This window comes from Luteibacter sp. (genome assembly GCF_036500425.1).
Classification (GTDB): Bacteria; Pseudomonadota; Gammaproteobacteria; order Xanthomonadales; family Rhodanobacteraceae; genus Luteibacter.
In genome coordinates, this window is sequence record NZ_DASYCB010000034.1 from 1 (window position 1) to 15071 (window position 15071).

The window sequence follows — 15071 nt, forward strand, 5'->3', positions numbered from 1 at the left end:
TGCCCCGCGACAGGTATTCGTCATGGACGAAGTGCAGCGTGGGCACGGTATGGATATGCAATTGCTTGAACAGCAGGGAATGCAGCCAACCGGCCTTTTCGTTGAGCGCCTGCAGGGCGACCTCAGGCTCGGCGCCCAGCACGGTGAAATACACCGTCGCATGAGCGTAATCGGCCGTCAGGTCCACCCCGGTGAGCGTAACGAGACCCGCACGCGAGATCTCGACCTCGCGCTGGATCATTTCCGCCAGATCCTTCTGGATCTGGTCGGCGAGCCGCAAATTGCGGCCGCCGGGGAGCTTTTTCTGCCTGTGACGACTCATTTTTACCGCACGTACCGCTTTTACAGGGTACGCGCCACTTCCTTGACTTCGAACACCTCGAGCTGGTCGCCGATCGCGATGTCGTTATTGTTGCGCAGCGTAATACCGCAATCGAAACCTGCCTTGACCTCGCGCACGTCGTCCTTGAAGCGGCGCAGCGAATCGATGTCGCCGGTCCACTGGACCACGTTGTTGCGCAGCAGGCGCACGTGGGCGTTGCGGCGGACCACACCGTCGAGCACCATGCAGCCGGCGATGTTGCCGATGCGCGAGACACTGAACACTTCGCGGATCTCGACCAGACCCACGACTTCTTCGCGCTTCTCGGGAGCCAACATGCCCGACATGGCCGCTTTCACCTCATCCACAGCGTCGTAGATGATGTTGTAGTAGCGCACATCGATGCCGTTTCCTTCGGCCAGCTTCTTGGCGCTGGCGTCGGCACGCACGTTGAAGCCGATGACGACAGCCTTGGACGCGATGGCCAGGTTGATGTCGCTTTCCGAGATACCACCCACAGCGGCGTGCACGACCTGCACCCGAACTTCGTCGGTGGACAGCTTGGTCAGCGCCTGCACCAGCGCTTCCTGCGAACCCTGCACGTCGGTCTTGACGATCAAAGCCAGAGTCTGCGCGCCTTCGCCCATGTTGTCGAACAGCGACTCGAGCTTGGCCGCCTGCTGGCGGGCCAGCTTGACGTCGCGGAACTTGCCCTGGCGGAACAGCGCGATTTCGCGTGCCTTGCGCTCGTCGCTCAACACGATGAGCTCGTCGCCGGCACCCGGCACTTCGGTCAGGCCCTGGATCTCGACCGGAATCGAGGGACCCGCCTCGGCGATGGGCTTGCCGACTTCGTCGAGCATGGCACGAACGCGGCCGAAGCTTGCGCCGGCCAGCACGGCGTCGCCGCGCTTGAGCGTGCCGCTCTGCACCAGGATCGTCGCGACCGGGCCGCGGCCCTTGTCGAGCTTGGCTTCGATGACCAGGCCCTTGGCCTGGGTATCGACGGGAGCCTTGAGCTCCAGCACTTCGGCCTGCAGCAGCACCTGTTCGAGCAGCTCGTCGATGCCGTCGCCGGTTTTTGCCGACACAGCCACGAAGGGCGAATCGCCGCCGTATTCTTCAGGCACGACCTCTTCAGCCACCAGTTCCTGCTTGACACGGTCAGGGTTGGCATCGGGCTTGTCGATCTTGTTGATCGCAACCACGATGGGCACACCGGCCGCTTTCGCGTGGTGGATGGCTTCCTTGGTTTGCGGCATGACGCCGTCGTCGGCCGCCACCACCAGGATGACGATGTCGGTTGCCTGGGCACCGCGAGCACGCATGGCCGTGAAGGCCTCGTGACCCGGGGTGTCGAGGAAAGTGATCACGCCGCGCTCGGTTTCCACGTGGTAGGCGCCGATGTGCTGCGTGATGCCGCCGGCTTCGCCCGACGCGACCTTGGTGCGACGAATGTAGTCGAGCAGCGAGGTCTTGCCGTGGTCGACGTGACCCATGATGGTGACGACCGGCGGACGCGAGACCTTGTCGCCATCGAGCTCCGCCGTGGTGTGCAGAACCAGTGCCGCTTCGGCGTCGTTGTCGGTCGCACGAACCGGGTTGTGGCCCAGCTCTTCGACGACAAGTGCCGCGGTGTCATGGTCGATCGTCTGGTTGATCGTGGCCATGACGCCCATCTTGAACAGGGTCTTGACCACTTCGGCGCCCTTCACGGCCATCTTCTGCGCGAGGTCGGCGACGAGGTTGTTATCGCCAATGACCACGTCGCGGACGACAGCCGCCGTCGGGCGGGTGAAGCCATGCGGACCGCTGGAGGCGGCGGAGCCGCGTGACGGCTCGGAACGGCCACCGCGACCCTGCTTGCCACGCGCGCCCTTGCCGCTGGAACGGCGTGCGCGGTCGGCATCGGACAGGTGCATCTCACCCGCGCCGAAGCGCTTGCCACCCGAATCGCGATCACCGCCACGACCGTTGCCTGCACCCGTGCCCGCACCGCCACCGTGCTTCGGACGCGCGTTACCACGCGTGTCGTTGGCAGCGGCAATAGCGCCCGGTGCCGGGCGCGAAGCGCCAGCCGCCGGTGCGCCCGGACGGGCGGCAGCTGGCGCCGGACGAGCCGCGACAGGCGCGGGCGCCGGTGCCGGAGCGGGCGCAGGCGGCGGGGTCGGCTTGGAAACAATGCGCTCGCGCTTACGCGGTTCGTGGATGCGCGGCAGGATCATGCCGAGCTTGCGCGAGTCGAGCTTAGCCGTCTGGTGGCCCAACTGATCGTCACCGGCGGCCGCGGGGGCGGCTTCCGCCGTACCTGCGCTTTCCGTGACGGCGGGAGCCACCGGCTGCTCGGCAGTCGAGGCAGCGGCACGCGATGCCTCTTCGGCGCGTGCGCGCTCAGCCGCGGCCTGGGCCTCGGCCTGGCGGCGCGCCTCGACGGCGGCCTCTTCCTGGCGGCGTGCCTCGGCTTCGGCCTGCTCACGACGCTCGGCCTCGGCCTGCTCGCGGCGCTCGGCTTCTTCGCGGCGCTCGTTCTCTTCGTGCTCGCGCTGGGCCTGCGATTCGGCCAGCTTGCGCGCAGCCTCGTCGCGCTCGTTATCGACCGGCGCGTCTTCACCGATGCTGCCGCGCTTCACGTAGGTACGCTTGGCGCGCACTTCCACGTTCACGGTCTTCGCCGGGCCAGCGCCACGGCCGGAGCCGGAGCTGACCTTCAGCTCACCGACGGTGCGACGCTTCAATGTGATCTGGCGCGGCGAGCTGTCTTCCGCTTCGGGAGCCGGTTCGTTCTTGCCGTGCGTGCGGCGCAGGAAGCCAAGCAGCTTCACCTTTTCAGTGCTGCTGATGACCTGCTCCGAGTTGGAGAAATTCATTCCGGCCTCGCCAAGCTGCGAAAGCAGCTTGTCGACCGGCATACCCAGTACCTGGGCGAGTTGTTTAATAGTGACGTCCGACATCGTTCTTCATTCTCCGCCGTTCCCGCGCGTTACCCGTGCCATCGATGCGATCTCAGGCTGCCTCCGTCCCTGGCGGGAGGCCGTGTGGCCTCCCTCGGGGCGCCCCTCCGGGGCGCTTCCGGTGCCGCGCTTAGCCGCCCTTCTCCAGTCGGGCGATCATCGGCGCGCGGGCAGCCATGATCAGCTGCGAAGCGCGCTCCTCGGTCATGCCTTCGATATCGATGAGTTCATCGACGGCCAGGTCGCCCAGGTCGTCCAGCGTGCGAATGCCGCGCTCGACGAGTGCGTAAGCCGTACCCTCATCCATACCGTCCAGATCCAGGAGCTCCTGGTCCGGCCCTTCCACATTTTCTTCAACAGCCAGCGCCTGCGTGAGCAGCGCGTCGCGAGCGCGGGCGCGGAGCTCTTCAACGATGTCTTCGTCGAAGCCTTCGATGGCGAGCAGTTCGGCGCTAGGCACGTAGGCGATTTCTTCGACCGACGAGAAGCCTTCCTGCACGAGGATGCCGGCGATTTCCGCGTCGACCTCGAGCTTTTCCTGGAACAGCTCCAGCGCCGCCGTCTGCTCGGCCTCGCTCTTCGCGGTGACCTGATCCTGCGTCATGACGTTGAGCTGCCAGCCGGTGAGCTTGCTGGCGAGGCGCACGTTCTGGCCACCACGGCCGATCGCCTGGGACAGCTTGTCCTCGGCCACCGCGATATCCATGGAGTGCTTCTCTTCATCCATGATGATCGACTGCACTTCCGCCGGCGCCATGGCGTTGATGACGTACTGGGCCTGGTTTTCGTGCCACAGGATGATATCGACGCGCTCGCCATTGAGCTCGTTGGACACGGCCTGCACGCGCGAACCACGCATGCCGATGCACGCGCCGATGGGATCGGTGCGGCTATCGTGCGCGACGACGGCGATTTTGGCGCGATCGCCCGGATCGCGGGCGCAACCCTTGATCTCGACCAGGCCCTGGCCGACTTCCGGCACTTCGAGCTTGAACAGCTCCATCATGAATTCCGGGGCGCTGCGCGAAACGAACAGCTGCGGGCCGCGGATTTCCGACTTCACTTCGAACAGGTAGCCGCGGACGCGGTCGCCCACGCGGTGCGATTCGCGGGGAATCGTCTTGTCGCGCGGAATGAACGCTTCGGCGTTGCTGCCGAGATCGAGGTAGACGTTGCCGCGCTCGACGCGCTTGACGATACCGGTGACCAGCTCGCCGACGCGATCGACGAAGGCATCGACGACCTGCTGGCGCTCGGCCTCGCGGACGCGCTGGACGATGACCTGCTTCGCGGCCTGGGCGGCGATGCGGCCGAACTCGGCGTTTTCGATCTGGCGCAAGATATAGAGTTGGTCTTCGTCCGCGGTCTTGATCAGTTCGCCACCGGTAGCGACTTCGTCTTCCACGTCCATCTGGCGAATCTGGAAGGACGGATCCTCCATCTCGCCATCGTCCGCGATGACTTCCCAGCGACGGAACGTCTTGTACTCGCCCGTGTCGGAATCGATCTCGACGTAGATGTCCGGGTCCTCTTCGGAATAGCGCTTCTTGGCGGCAGAGGCCAGCGCCGCTTCCATGGCTTCAAAAATGACATCGCGCGGCACGCCCTTTTCATTGGCGACCGCGTCGACTACCAGCAAAAGTTCTTTGCTCATTGCCGCTACTCCCGTTGAGGATGCCCTGTGGCATCCCGTCGTTTCGTTATTTGGATTTCTTCTTTTCGCCCAGGCTGGGCTTCGGCTGCGGGGCATAACCCAGCGCCACCCAATCTGGAACCACGCGGGCGCTTTCAACGTCCGCGTGTTCGAATTCGAACTTGCCGGCCTCGCCTTCCAGCACAATGTGCTCGCCGTTTACTTCAACGACGTTGCCCTTGAGACGGCGGCGACCCTCGATCGGGGCCTTCAGCAGCACCTTCACTTCCTGGCCCGTGACGCGCGCGAACTGCGCGGCGCTGAACAGGGGCCGGTCGATGCCGGGGGAGGAGACCTCGAGTACATAGTTGCCGGGGATCGGATCTTCAACATCCAGCCAGGCCGAGAACTCGCGGCTCGCAGCCTCGCAGTCCTCCACGGTGACCTCGGGCGATTCGCGGCCTTCGCGCTGGTCTTCCGGGATATCCAGGAAGACGCGCAGCGTGCTCTGCCCGCCACCGGCCGGCAGGAATTCCATACCCAGCACTTCGAGGCCCAGGTCGGCCACGATCTCTGAAAAGCGTTGTGTTAGTGCGTTGGTGTCCACGTTACCTACGGTTTTCTGGTCGCCAGAAACAAAAAAAGGGCGCGAACGGCCCATTCCTTTCGTCGCCGATGTATCCCGACACTTCCTCCCAGCGCCTGCGAGGAGCCTTGCAGGCGCTCACGAGGATCGCTGGACGCCATCCCTGCGCCCAACAAAAAAGCCTCACGAGGAGGCTTTCTTGTAAAAAGAAAGGTCCTGAAGCGACATAGGCCCGCGATACGTGATCGATGGTTAACGGCGCTTAAGATTCAGCAATTCTAGCTCAAATCCCCTGCTTCGCGCAAGTTCACCCCTGACACGGCGGCGGGTGTAACCCCGGCCCATCCTGCGCGTTAATGCCCTTAGAATGTCCACGTGAGCGAACGGGGGGTTCGGACGGATGGATGGGGTGACCGGGCTGGATGTCCACACACTAGGCATGATCGGCCTGGCGGTGGGCGTGGCTATCGCACTGAGCTTTTCGCTGATGAGCCTGGTGCTGCGCGGCATGCCCGCCCTGCACGTCTGGGCCGCCGCCTTCTGGCTGCTGACCTTTGCCGGCCTGGCCGAAGGCTATGATGAGAACGGCAGCTTCCTGTCCGCCATCATCGGCAGTGCCCTTATCGCCCTGGCCAACGCCGCCATGCTGGTGGGGATCGCCATGCACCTGGGCCGCCCCCTCCAGTGGCGCTGGCCCGCCCTGGTCATTGCGGTCTTCCTGTTGATCCAGATCGCTTTCATGGCGTGGCCACCGAGCCAGCCGTTCGAGAGCGCCGTATTCGGGCTCAAGAGCATCCTCTGGGATGGCTGGATGGTGTACTTCCTGCTTCGCGCACCCCGCGAACTAAGGGCCGGCAGCACATTCACGGCCCTGATCTTCCTGATCGACGCCCTGTTCTACGTGATCAGGGGACTTGTCTCGTTGCATCCTGAGATTGAATCGCCCGAACTCCTTTCCCTCCTGACGGCATCGAACTACCTCTTCGGCATTCTCTGCACGTTCCTGCTCAGCACGGGCTTCACCCTGATGCTCTCGCAGCGCCTGGTCCACGACCTCCGGATCGCGGCGGATATCGATGGGCTGACCGGCCTGCTGAATCGAACAGCCCTGCTCAATGCAGCGACGCCCGTCCTCCAGGCCAACCGCGAACCTACCCATGCGGTACTCCTGTTCGACCTGGACCGCTTCAAGGCGATCAACGACCGCTGGGGCCACGCGGGTGGCGATGCGGTCCTGAAGCACTTCGCCCAGACCTTGCGGGAAGGCGGCATCCCCCACCGTGCGCTGTTGTCTCGCTATGGCGGGGAAGAATTCCTGCTCCTGGTGCCGTGCACCAGCGCCAATGTGGCCGTGACGCTGGCCGAGTCGCTGCGCGCGCTCGTCGAGCGCTCGCCCGCGCACTACGCTGGTGAACCCATCGTCTTCACCACCAGCGTCGGCGTCGCCACGGGCGCAGGCATCCACATCCAGCGCCTGATCGACACCGCAGACGCAGCCCTTTACCAAGCCAAACGCACCGGCCGCGACCGGGTCGAGTCGATGGTGCTGGACGCCGCGGGAAGCACGCCCGGGGAGCCAGCCACCGCCGACGCGCTGCCCAGGGGCTAGGCAGCGCGCGGACGGATCCGCTCGATAGCATCGCCGATACGGCGCCCCGTCACCTCCAGCTCGTAGTCGAGCTGCAGGTTCATCCAGCTTCGCGGATCCGTGCCGAAGTAACGTGCCAGCCGAAGTGCGGTATCTGCGGTTACGCCACGCTTGCCAGCGACCAGTTCATTGACCCGCGCCGCTGTCACGCCAAGCGCCAGCGCATTGGCCGAAAGACCGAGAGGTCGCATGTATTCCTCGCGCAGGATTTCTCCAGGGTGCACGGACGGCATTAGCTGAGTCATAAAGCACCTTTAGTGACAGTCGACGATTTCGACAGCGTGGGCATGGCCGTCTTCCCAGCGAAAGCCGACGCGCAACTACGGCGGCGACAGCTGTCTCGCCGCTCAACCAGGCGACAAGACGACTACCCCAAGGGGCTGCGGTGGATTGATCGCCAACGGCTCGGCTCGCGCACCATGACATGTACTTCAATGCACTGGCACCTCACGGTATCGTCCTCGAGTCGCTCCTCAAGGACCCGCGCCACCGTGTCCCGGTCACTGGCTCGGCGCACATTTCGTGCAACCGACAGGTGTGGCACGAAGCGTTCGTGGGCTGGACCCGCGGTCGGCAGGTCTGGGAATGCCCGCTCCAGCGCGCGGACGAGTTCGACGATCTCGCCATCGGGGGCTGGCGCCAGCCATACAGTGGATGAAAACGTGCCCACTGCATCCATTGAAAACGCCAGGGGCCGATGCAAAGCCACCGCCGCATCCAGCGACACAAGGTGCGCCACAGTAATCGCGTCAGAATCGTAGAACGGGTAGACGAGCGTAATGTGCGCGCCAAAGCCAAGCTTTGCCGCAGGATCCAGCTTCGCACGCAGGTCGCCAACCAGCGGATCCGCATCGGGCACCAGTAATGCCAGGAGGGTGCGGCTCATACCGCCTCAATAACGACGTGACCTATCCAGTTGCGCGCCCGGCGGCGGAGTCGCGCATCTTCTTCCTCGCCTTCAAAATCCACCGGCGCCGGCGGCGAAAGCATGCTGCGATGTTCGAATGCGCGCGTATTCACAACGGCGTATTGATGTCCTTCGATGTCACTCGTGCAAAGGGTGACTACACCGCAACGCGCACAGACATGAAAGTCGGCGGTGTTCGTGCCAAAGCGATGCATGGATACCAGGCTGGTGTTAGCCACGCGCACGTGCAGCGACGCGTGCGGATTGGCCGTCCACTCCGCGCCGTGCTTCTGGCAGAACGTGCACCCACACTCACGAGTGGCCACCGGCACATGGTCCGGCCATTCGAGTTCAAACGCCACGTTGCCGCAATGACATGCGCCTCTGATCTGCATGGTGTCCTCACGTGATCCCGGTCCGGCCATGGTAGCGCCTCACCGCCTAGCGATCTTCCAGCCAGTGCCAGGGTGGTTCGTCGAGCATGCCCTGGCCTTCGATCTTTGTCTGACTCAGCGTCTTCTCGAGGCGCACGCTGTTGCATGCTTCGGCGCCTTCAAGCGTAGCGATGAGCCGGGACGCGTGGGAGACGACCCACACCTGGCTGCGTTTGGAGGCACCAAGAATCAACCGACCGAGCGCAGGCAGCAAATCGGGATGGAGGCTCGTCTCTGGCTCGTTCAATACCATCAACGGGGGTGGCCGCGGAGTATGCAGCGCGGCGATCCACAACAGGTACCGGAGGGTGCCATCGGAAAGCTCGGCCGATGCCAGCGGGCGTAGCAGGCCAGGCTGGTGGAAGCGCAGGCTGAGCCGGTCGCCCTCCCCTACGACCGAAACACGCGCGCCGGGGAAAGCATCGTCCACTGCGGCATCGAGTCCGCGCGTGTCGCCGATCTCCCGGATCGTCTGCCACGCGGCAGCGAGGTCGCGCCCATCATGACTGAGCACTGGCGTACGTGTCGCCAGCTGCGGCAGGCGTGCCGGTGCATCGGCATCGGAACGGAAATGATCGTAGAAACGCCATCCACGGATGGTTTCACGCAGCGCGAGCACTTCCGGCGCGCGCTCGGGGTCGGCCATTTCGGTGAAGATCGACTCAAACGGGGCCATGTGCTGTGCGACGACGCGCCAGCGCTTGCCATCACGCGAGCGAACCGCCGCTCCCTTTCGCTCGACAAGCTTGCTCGACTCGCGCAGGAAAGTGCCGTTGAAGATCACTTCCGACTTGATGGCCGGATCGAAGTCAAACATGGACAACGACGGCACGGGATAACCGAGATCGATGGCGTAACCGAACTCGTCGCTCGAAAAACCAAGCTTCAGTGCGACGGCGTTGTCACGCCGGTGGCTGCCTTCGACCGCTTCCGTGCCAGCGAGCATGCCCCGAGTGAATTTTTCAGGGCCGGCCCACAGCGTCGAGCCGAGGCCACCCTCGCGGGACAGCGCGCCAACCACACCGCCCTGCGCCGTCTCGGCAAGGAGCCGCAGCGCGCGATAAATGCTGGACTTGCCGCTGCCATTGGCACCTGTCACGAGATTGAGCGATCCCATGGGCATGACCAGCGAACGTAGTGACCGATAGTTGGCGACGGCGAGCGTGGTGAGCATGTTGATCCTTCAACGGCGGTGGATCCGCAGGATATCCCCACGCGATCTCGGCGCTTGAGACAGGACGGCAGGCAACGCTAAGGCTGTCCGGCCTCGCCACGGAAGTGGCTTGGCGACAAGCCGTGGCTGCGCGCCCACGCGCGCCGCAACTGTCGGGTTGAACCAAACCCCGCCCGCTCGGCGACGGCCTCCATATCGAGCCGCGATCCGACCAGCAGCTCTTGCGCCAGGGCCACACGCATGTGGCTGACGTACTCGCTGACGCTCATCCCCGCGTGCTCGTTGAACAGGCGTGACAGGTGCCTCGGGCTTGCCGCCGCGACATGCGCCAGCGCCTCCACCGACCACGCTTGTGCCGGATCGGCGGCAACGGCGTCCTGTGCACGGTGGATCGCTGGGTGCATGTGGTTGCGCCCCTCCAGCCAAGGTGACAGCTGCGGATCGCCGCCCGCGCGGCGCAGATAGACCACGAGATACCGCGCGACGGCCACGGCGACGGCCGGCCCTACCGCATTCGCAACGAGGTGCAGCATCAGGTCGATGCCGGACGTGATTCCCGCGCTACTCAGCCGCTCACCATCTTCCACGTACAGGCGGTTCTCGCGCACTTTTGCGAGCGGGAAGGCCTTGGCGAGCTCAGCCGTATCCGCGTGATGCGTGGTGCACTCAAAGCCATCCAGCAAGCCTGCCCGGCCTACCAGCATGGCGCCCGAGCAGATCGACATTACGCGAATGCCGGGGCGCACGACCTCCGCCAGCCAATCCACGATCGCCTGTTCCGCGGCCGTGTCGTCGTCCGCCGTGGCACGGCGGTCGCCAAGAGGCACGTCGGCGGACCCCGGAACCACCAGCATGTTGCCGGCCTCGATTCGCGCAGGCAGGGGCGCGATCCCGTCGACACCCAGACCAATGGAGCTTCCTACCCTACGGCGTGGCCCGACGAAGCTAACCTCAAAGCGAACCTCGGCCTGCAGGAGGTTCGCCTTGCGCAACACTTCCACCGGGCCAGCGAGATCCAACAGGAGCACCCTCGGCGGCACCACGACGCATACGGGCAGGATCGTCGTCACTACGCTGCCTTGCCCAGGCCAGACGCGAGGGCTTCCTCGACAGTAGCGATGCGGGCGAAGCGATCGGCGAGCACCAGCTCGGTCCGGGCACGGATTTCATCCGCGCTCCATTCGCGCCTCGTGACGTCCGTCATCGGGAAGGTCAGCGTTGCCTCGCCCACGTAGTCCACCTCGTAGCCAAGATCCGAGGCATGCCGCGTCGTGGTCTCGCAGCACTGCTCGGTGCGGATGCCTGAAATGATGAGCCGGCGGATACCGTGCTCGGTAAGCCAGACATCCAGGCCTGAACCCACCAACGCAGAGTGCCGACGCTTGCGGAACGTCACGGCGGGGTCGATACGCAGCGGCGCAAGCGTCGTGACGTAGCCTGACGCTTCAGAGAACGCCCCCTCGTCTTCCACATGGAAGATCCGGACCACCGGGATGCCCTGGGCCATCGCGCCATCGATCAGGGCCTGCTGGCGAGCGATGTATCCGGATACGCCCTCTTCCCGCCAGTACGGCCGGTGTCGGAACGATTCCTGGACGTCGATGACGATAAGCGCGGTGTCGGAAGCCATTTCAGATCCTGGGTGGGGTGGGCAGGACAAAGTCTGCACCCCAGGACCTCCGCTTAACAGGCCCAGAACTGCCCCACTCCGGACATTTCGCGCCATCTCAGCGTTATAGGCTACAAGGCCGTCCGAGATTCGCTCGCGGCTTTTCCACGGGTACCGCATTTTCTCAGTAATGTGACTAAACTAGGGCCGGGGAAATATATAGAACAGGCGTTGGCTCGGCGGGCATGGCTCGCCCTGTTCGCAGGCCAGGCGCTCTCAAAGGAAGTCACGTACTACTACACGGACCCGCAAGGCACCGTCCTCATGACGACTGATGCGTCCGGCAACCAGAAATCGAATCCCGAGCGGAGCCCGTTCGGAAAGCAGGTTGCGTCGGATCAAACGAACGGCCCAGGCTATACAGGGCATGTGGACGACAGCGAATCGCAGCTTATCTATAAGCAGGCGAGGTACTACGACTCGGCGCTGGGCCGATTCCTCAGCATGGACCCACTGCCCACTGTTCCTGCCAACCTGGATCGGTTCAATCGTTACCAGTACGCCGGCAACAGCCCCTACAACAACATCGATCCCGACGGCCGCGACCAGGTGGTCAGCGTCATCAGTACTACCCCGGCCCAGGACATGGCGGCCAGCAACATGATCAAGAGGGATACGAAGGATCCAGATCAGACGCCAAAGCCCGAAGAACGCAAAGACGCAACTCCTAACGGAGCGGCGTGAGATGCGAGCATCGACACGAATCATCGGCGTACGCCTCGTCCAGGCCATAGCGGGACTGCTGGCCACATATATCCTTGCCGCCATCGCGATCACCCATTACCAAGGGCGCGTGCAAGAGGAAATACGGCTGGGCGCGTCGGAACAGAGCGTAGTCTCGTCGTTCTGGTTCACGCCCGGCGTTGAGGTCGCTACCAGCCCTGATCCTGGCGCAGGCAGGGCCTTCACCACGGCCGACAGCCGCTGCAAGGCTCCCTGTGTTCGACGCCTGTGGTGGATCCACCCACTGCTCCCCGACATCGAAGCCTGGACCGTGGATCTCGACGGCGACGGCAAGGTGATCAAGACCTACCACTGGTCGTCACCCTGACCGAAGTTGCCCGCCCCATGCGGGGCGGGCAACGTTTCACACGCGCACTTAGTTGGTCCAGGTCGCCTTCAACGTCACGCCCGAAAACGCAGCGTACGCATTGAGCATCACGTAATACGTGCCGGTCTGCGGCGAGGCCGCCGTGCACGATTCCGTGTTACCCGTGACATACGGGCGGCAGTCGTAGCTCGATGTCGTCGGCGCCGAGCCGAACTTCACGTACAGATCCGCATCACCCGAACCACCCGAGATCGCGATCTTCAGGTTCGTCGCACCCGCGGGCACCACCACCGTGTAGTTGAGCTTGGCGTTCTTGGCAGCCGAGAGGCCCGTAACGGCCACTCCGTTCTGCAGCACATTGCCACCGCCGCCACCCGAGGAGGTCACCGTGACCGACGAGGTCTTGGTGTTGGTCGCCCCGGCGTTATCGGTCACCGTTTCGCTGACGCTATAGGTGCCGGCCGCCGTATACGTGTGGCTCGGGCTGCTCGCCGTAGACGTGCCGCCATCGCCGAAGGTCCACGCATGCGAGGCGATGCTGCCATCGCTATCGGTGGAGCTATCGGTGAAGGTCGCCGTCAGCCCGCTGGTTGCGACGCTGAAGTTCGCCACCGGCGGTGCATTGGTCGTACCACCACCGCTGACCCAGTTAGCCTGCGCATACGTATTGAGCTTGCCGATATCGAAGCTACCGAAGCCGGTGGCTTCATCGAAGCCAGTAGCCGCGGTATAGCCGTGGTTCTGGTAGCCGTTGTTGCCCGAGGTTACGTCATGCAGAAGCGACGTCTGCGTCGGGAACGCGGCGTAGAACTTCGAGGCCGGGAAGCCAATGGCGTTCGCATTCGCCGATTCGATACGCGCAAAGGCGCCGACGAACAACGGCGAGGCCAGCGACGTACCACCTACCTGCTCGGTGGAGCCGTTGACGACGATCAGCGCACCAGACGAGGACGCCGCGTCAAAGGACACATCCGGACCCACGCGCTTGGTGCTGCTGGAGACCGACGACTGCCACGACGGTGCAGCCTCGTATAGGCTCGTGCCACCACCGGTTGCCCACAGGCGCTGGTTGTTGTCGCCCTGGCTCGGCGCGATGGCCGAGAGACCTTCGTTCCACACGGTTTCACCTGACCATGTCGTGCCGCTCGTCGACAGCTGCGTGCCGCCGACCTGGATGACGTACGGCGAGCTGGCCGGCTCGCTGACCGAGTAGTGGGTCAGGTCGATCTTCACGGTGCCCGCCGAATTGGCCACATAACCCGGCGAACCGGACGTGGGATCCGTCGACCACTGATACACACCGGCATCGCCGGAGGCGATCGAGAAGATCTGGCCCTGGGCGACCGCCTGCTGGAAGATCGCATCATCCGCAGCCTGCGTACCGGACTGCTGCGCCGCGGTTTCATCTTCGCCGAGCGACACGTTGATCAGCTTGGCGATGTTGTCGGTGACCGCCTTGTTGTAGGTCGCCGTGATGCCCGCATCGGTAATACCCGACGAGCTCGAGTTACCGTTGGCCGAGGTGTAGAAAATCAGCTGCTTCACGCCGCCGGCGATACCGACGATGTCCTGGCTGTCCAGCGACCACTCACCATTGGAATCCGGATCGTTGGCGAAGGTACCGCTGCCGACCTTGGTGATCGTGCTGTTGACGGTGCCGAGCCCGGCGCTGGAGGTAAAGCTGTTGAGGTCAGTCACGGTCTGCGTGATCGAACCCCAGGTGATGATACCTACCGCGGTATTCGTCGCCGCGGGAATGCTGCTGCCGCCATAGATCGCGGCGAAGTCCTGCGGATGGTGAGCCGCGACCGCGGCCGCTGCCTGCGTGCTCGATGCGGGGCCCGGCACGGTGACGCGCTCAGGGTGGTACACGTGGTGCAGTGTGTGCTTCACACTAACGTTCTGCAGGCCAAGCACCGCATTGACCGATTCGCCGAGCGCGGCCGGCACGAGCGCCGGAGCATCATTGGCGAAGAACTCGCGACCACCCTGCTCAAACCGCTTGATCGAGGTGTGGAAGCCCGTGGTGGCTGCGTTGGCGTTACCGTCCGCCGAGATCAGCAGGTTGTTCGGCGTCACTTCGATGTTCGTGAAGCCGGATTGCTTCAGGTGAGCAACCACGGCATCGACCTGCGCCTGGGTCGGCCCGTACTGCGCCTTGAACTGGTCAGGCGAGAGGAACTTGCCGAAGGCGGCGTTACCCGGCGTGGTGACGTTGTGCAGGAAGGTCTGCAGCTGGTCCGGGTTGCGCAGCTTCATGCTGATAACGACGTGCATCGGATGGTCGGCCGCCATCGCAGTAACCGCTGCCCCTTCGATCGAAGGCTGACCGGTCATGTTGAGCCTGTACCCTGCGGCGACAGGGGTGGCGGCGGTGCTGCTGACAGCGAGAACCTGCGTGGTGGCCGCAGGCAACAGGGCGGCCTGGGTATTCGTAGACACCCACGCGTCCTGCGCGTGGCTCCCCAAAGATGTCATCGCGAGAGTGATCGCGACTGTCAATGCCGTCTTTCGTGTAACGCGAAACGCATCGATCTTCATTAAGTTGTGTTCCTTCGTTTGCCCGTAGGAATGCCGCACACATTGCGTGGCGGCGTTGTCACTGCCAGCGGCTCAGCGCAGGAAATTGCGACTCCCCAGCCTCCCCGCCTTGTTCTCCCCCATCCAACGAGCAAGCGGTTCCAGAACTTTCGCCA

General features: G+C 64.0%; 14 protein-coding genes. 3 read left to right on the top strand and 11 right to left on the bottom strand.

The window, feature by feature from the left end; all coding sequences use genetic code 11:
* From rbfA to rimP, 4 genes are all read right to left on the bottom strand, one after another.
* Positions 1 to 322 (bottom strand): 30S ribosome-binding factor RbfA (gene rbfA, locus VGN46_RS08295; protein ID WP_331642609.1); only part of this gene is annotated, 322 nt, incomplete at its 3' end.
* A 20-nt stretch (positions 323 to 342) separates the two neighbouring features.
* Positions 343 to 3273 carry a translation initiation factor IF-2 gene (gene infB / locus VGN46_RS08300; RefSeq protein ID WP_331642611.1) on the bottom strand — a complete coding sequence of 977 codons (2931 nt, stop codon included), beginning with the start codon at positions 3271 to 3273 and terminating at the stop codon, positions 343 to 345.
* A gap of 130 nt (positions 3274 to 3403) precedes the next feature.
* Positions 3404 to 4927, bottom strand: coding sequence for a transcription termination factor NusA (gene nusA, locus VGN46_RS08305; protein WP_331642613.1), 1524 nt, complete (start codon positions 4925 to 4927; stop codon positions 3404 to 3406).
* 46 nt (positions 4928 to 4973) lie between these two features.
* The gene (gene rimP, locus VGN46_RS08310; RefSeq protein ID WP_331642615.1) at positions 4974 to 5513 is read right to left on the bottom strand and encodes a ribosome maturation factor RimP; all 540 of its coding nucleotides are present in this window, start codon (positions 5511 to 5513) and stop codon (positions 4974 to 4976) included.
* Positions 5514 to 5901: 388 nt separating this feature from the next.
* Between rimP and VGN46_RS08315 the strand changes: the two genes are divergently transcribed.
* Complete coding sequence (locus VGN46_RS08315; protein WP_331642617.1) at positions 5902 to 7101, top strand: GGDEF domain-containing protein; 1200 nt, start codon at positions 5902 to 5904, stop codon at positions 7099 to 7101.
* On the opposite strand, the gene VGN46_RS08320 is transcribed toward VGN46_RS08315, so the two are convergent.
* The 6 genes from VGN46_RS08320 to VGN46_RS08345 all read right to left on the bottom strand — a co-directional run bounded on the left by VGN46_RS08320 (position 7098) and on the right by VGN46_RS08345 (position 11285).
* Entirely contained in the window at positions 7098 to 7385 is a 288-nt protein-coding gene (locus tag VGN46_RS08320; RefSeq protein ID WP_331642619.1) for a HigA family addiction module antitoxin, read from the bottom strand. The genes VGN46_RS08315 and VGN46_RS08320 overlap by 4 nt on opposite strands.
* Positions 7386 to 7507: 122 nt before the next feature.
* Positions 7508 to 8026, bottom strand: coding sequence for a 2'-5' RNA ligase family protein (locus VGN46_RS08325; RefSeq protein WP_331642621.1), 519 nt, complete (start codon positions 8024 to 8026; stop codon positions 7508 to 7510).
* Complete coding sequence (locus tag VGN46_RS08330; RefSeq protein WP_331642623.1) at positions 8023 to 8442, bottom strand: hypothetical protein; 420 nt, start codon at positions 8440 to 8442, stop codon at positions 8023 to 8025. The genes VGN46_RS08325 and VGN46_RS08330 overlap by 4 nt, the downstream gene beginning before the upstream one ends.
* 46 nt (positions 8443 to 8488) lie before the next feature.
* A complete protein-coding gene (locus VGN46_RS08335) occupies positions 8489 to 9655 on the bottom strand; it encodes an AAA family ATPase (RefSeq protein ID WP_331642625.1) in 1167 nt (388 codons plus the stop codon).
* 77 nt (positions 9656 to 9732) lie between these two features.
* Positions 9733 to 10725 (bottom strand): GlxA family transcriptional regulator, encoded by a 993-nt coding sequence (locus VGN46_RS08340; RefSeq protein WP_331642627.1) that lies wholly within the window; start codon positions 10723 to 10725, stop codon positions 9733 to 9735.
* Positions 10725 to 11285, bottom strand: a complete 561-nt coding sequence (locus VGN46_RS08345) for an isochorismatase family protein (protein ID WP_331642629.1) — start codon at positions 11283 to 11285, stop codon at positions 10725 to 10727. Before VGN46_RS08345 ends, VGN46_RS08340 begins: the two co-directional genes overlap by 1 nt.
* Before the next feature lie 303 nt (positions 11286 to 11588).
* Between VGN46_RS08345 and VGN46_RS08350 the strand changes: the two genes are divergently transcribed.
* Together VGN46_RS08350 and VGN46_RS08355 are read left to right on the top strand one after the other, a co-directional pair.
* Positions 11589 to 12008: an RHS repeat-associated core domain-containing protein gene (locus VGN46_RS08350; RefSeq protein ID WP_331642631.1), complete on the top strand. Its 420-nt coding sequence runs from the start codon at positions 11589 to 11591 to the stop codon at positions 12006 to 12008.
* Between the two features lies 1 nt (position 12009).
* Positions 12010 to 12375, top strand: coding sequence for a hypothetical protein (locus VGN46_RS08355; RefSeq protein ID WP_331642633.1), 366 nt, complete (start codon positions 12010 to 12012; stop codon positions 12373 to 12375).
* 48 nt (positions 12376 to 12423) lie between these two features.
* Here the strand turns inward: VGN46_RS08355 and VGN46_RS08360 are convergent, their stop codons facing one another.
* Positions 12424 to 14916 carry a protease pro-enzyme activation domain-containing protein gene (locus VGN46_RS08360; RefSeq protein WP_331642635.1) on the bottom strand — a complete coding sequence of 831 codons (2493 nt, stop codon included), beginning with the start codon at positions 14914 to 14916 and terminating at the stop codon, positions 12424 to 12426.
* Positions 14917 to 15071: the final 155 nt, after the last annotated feature.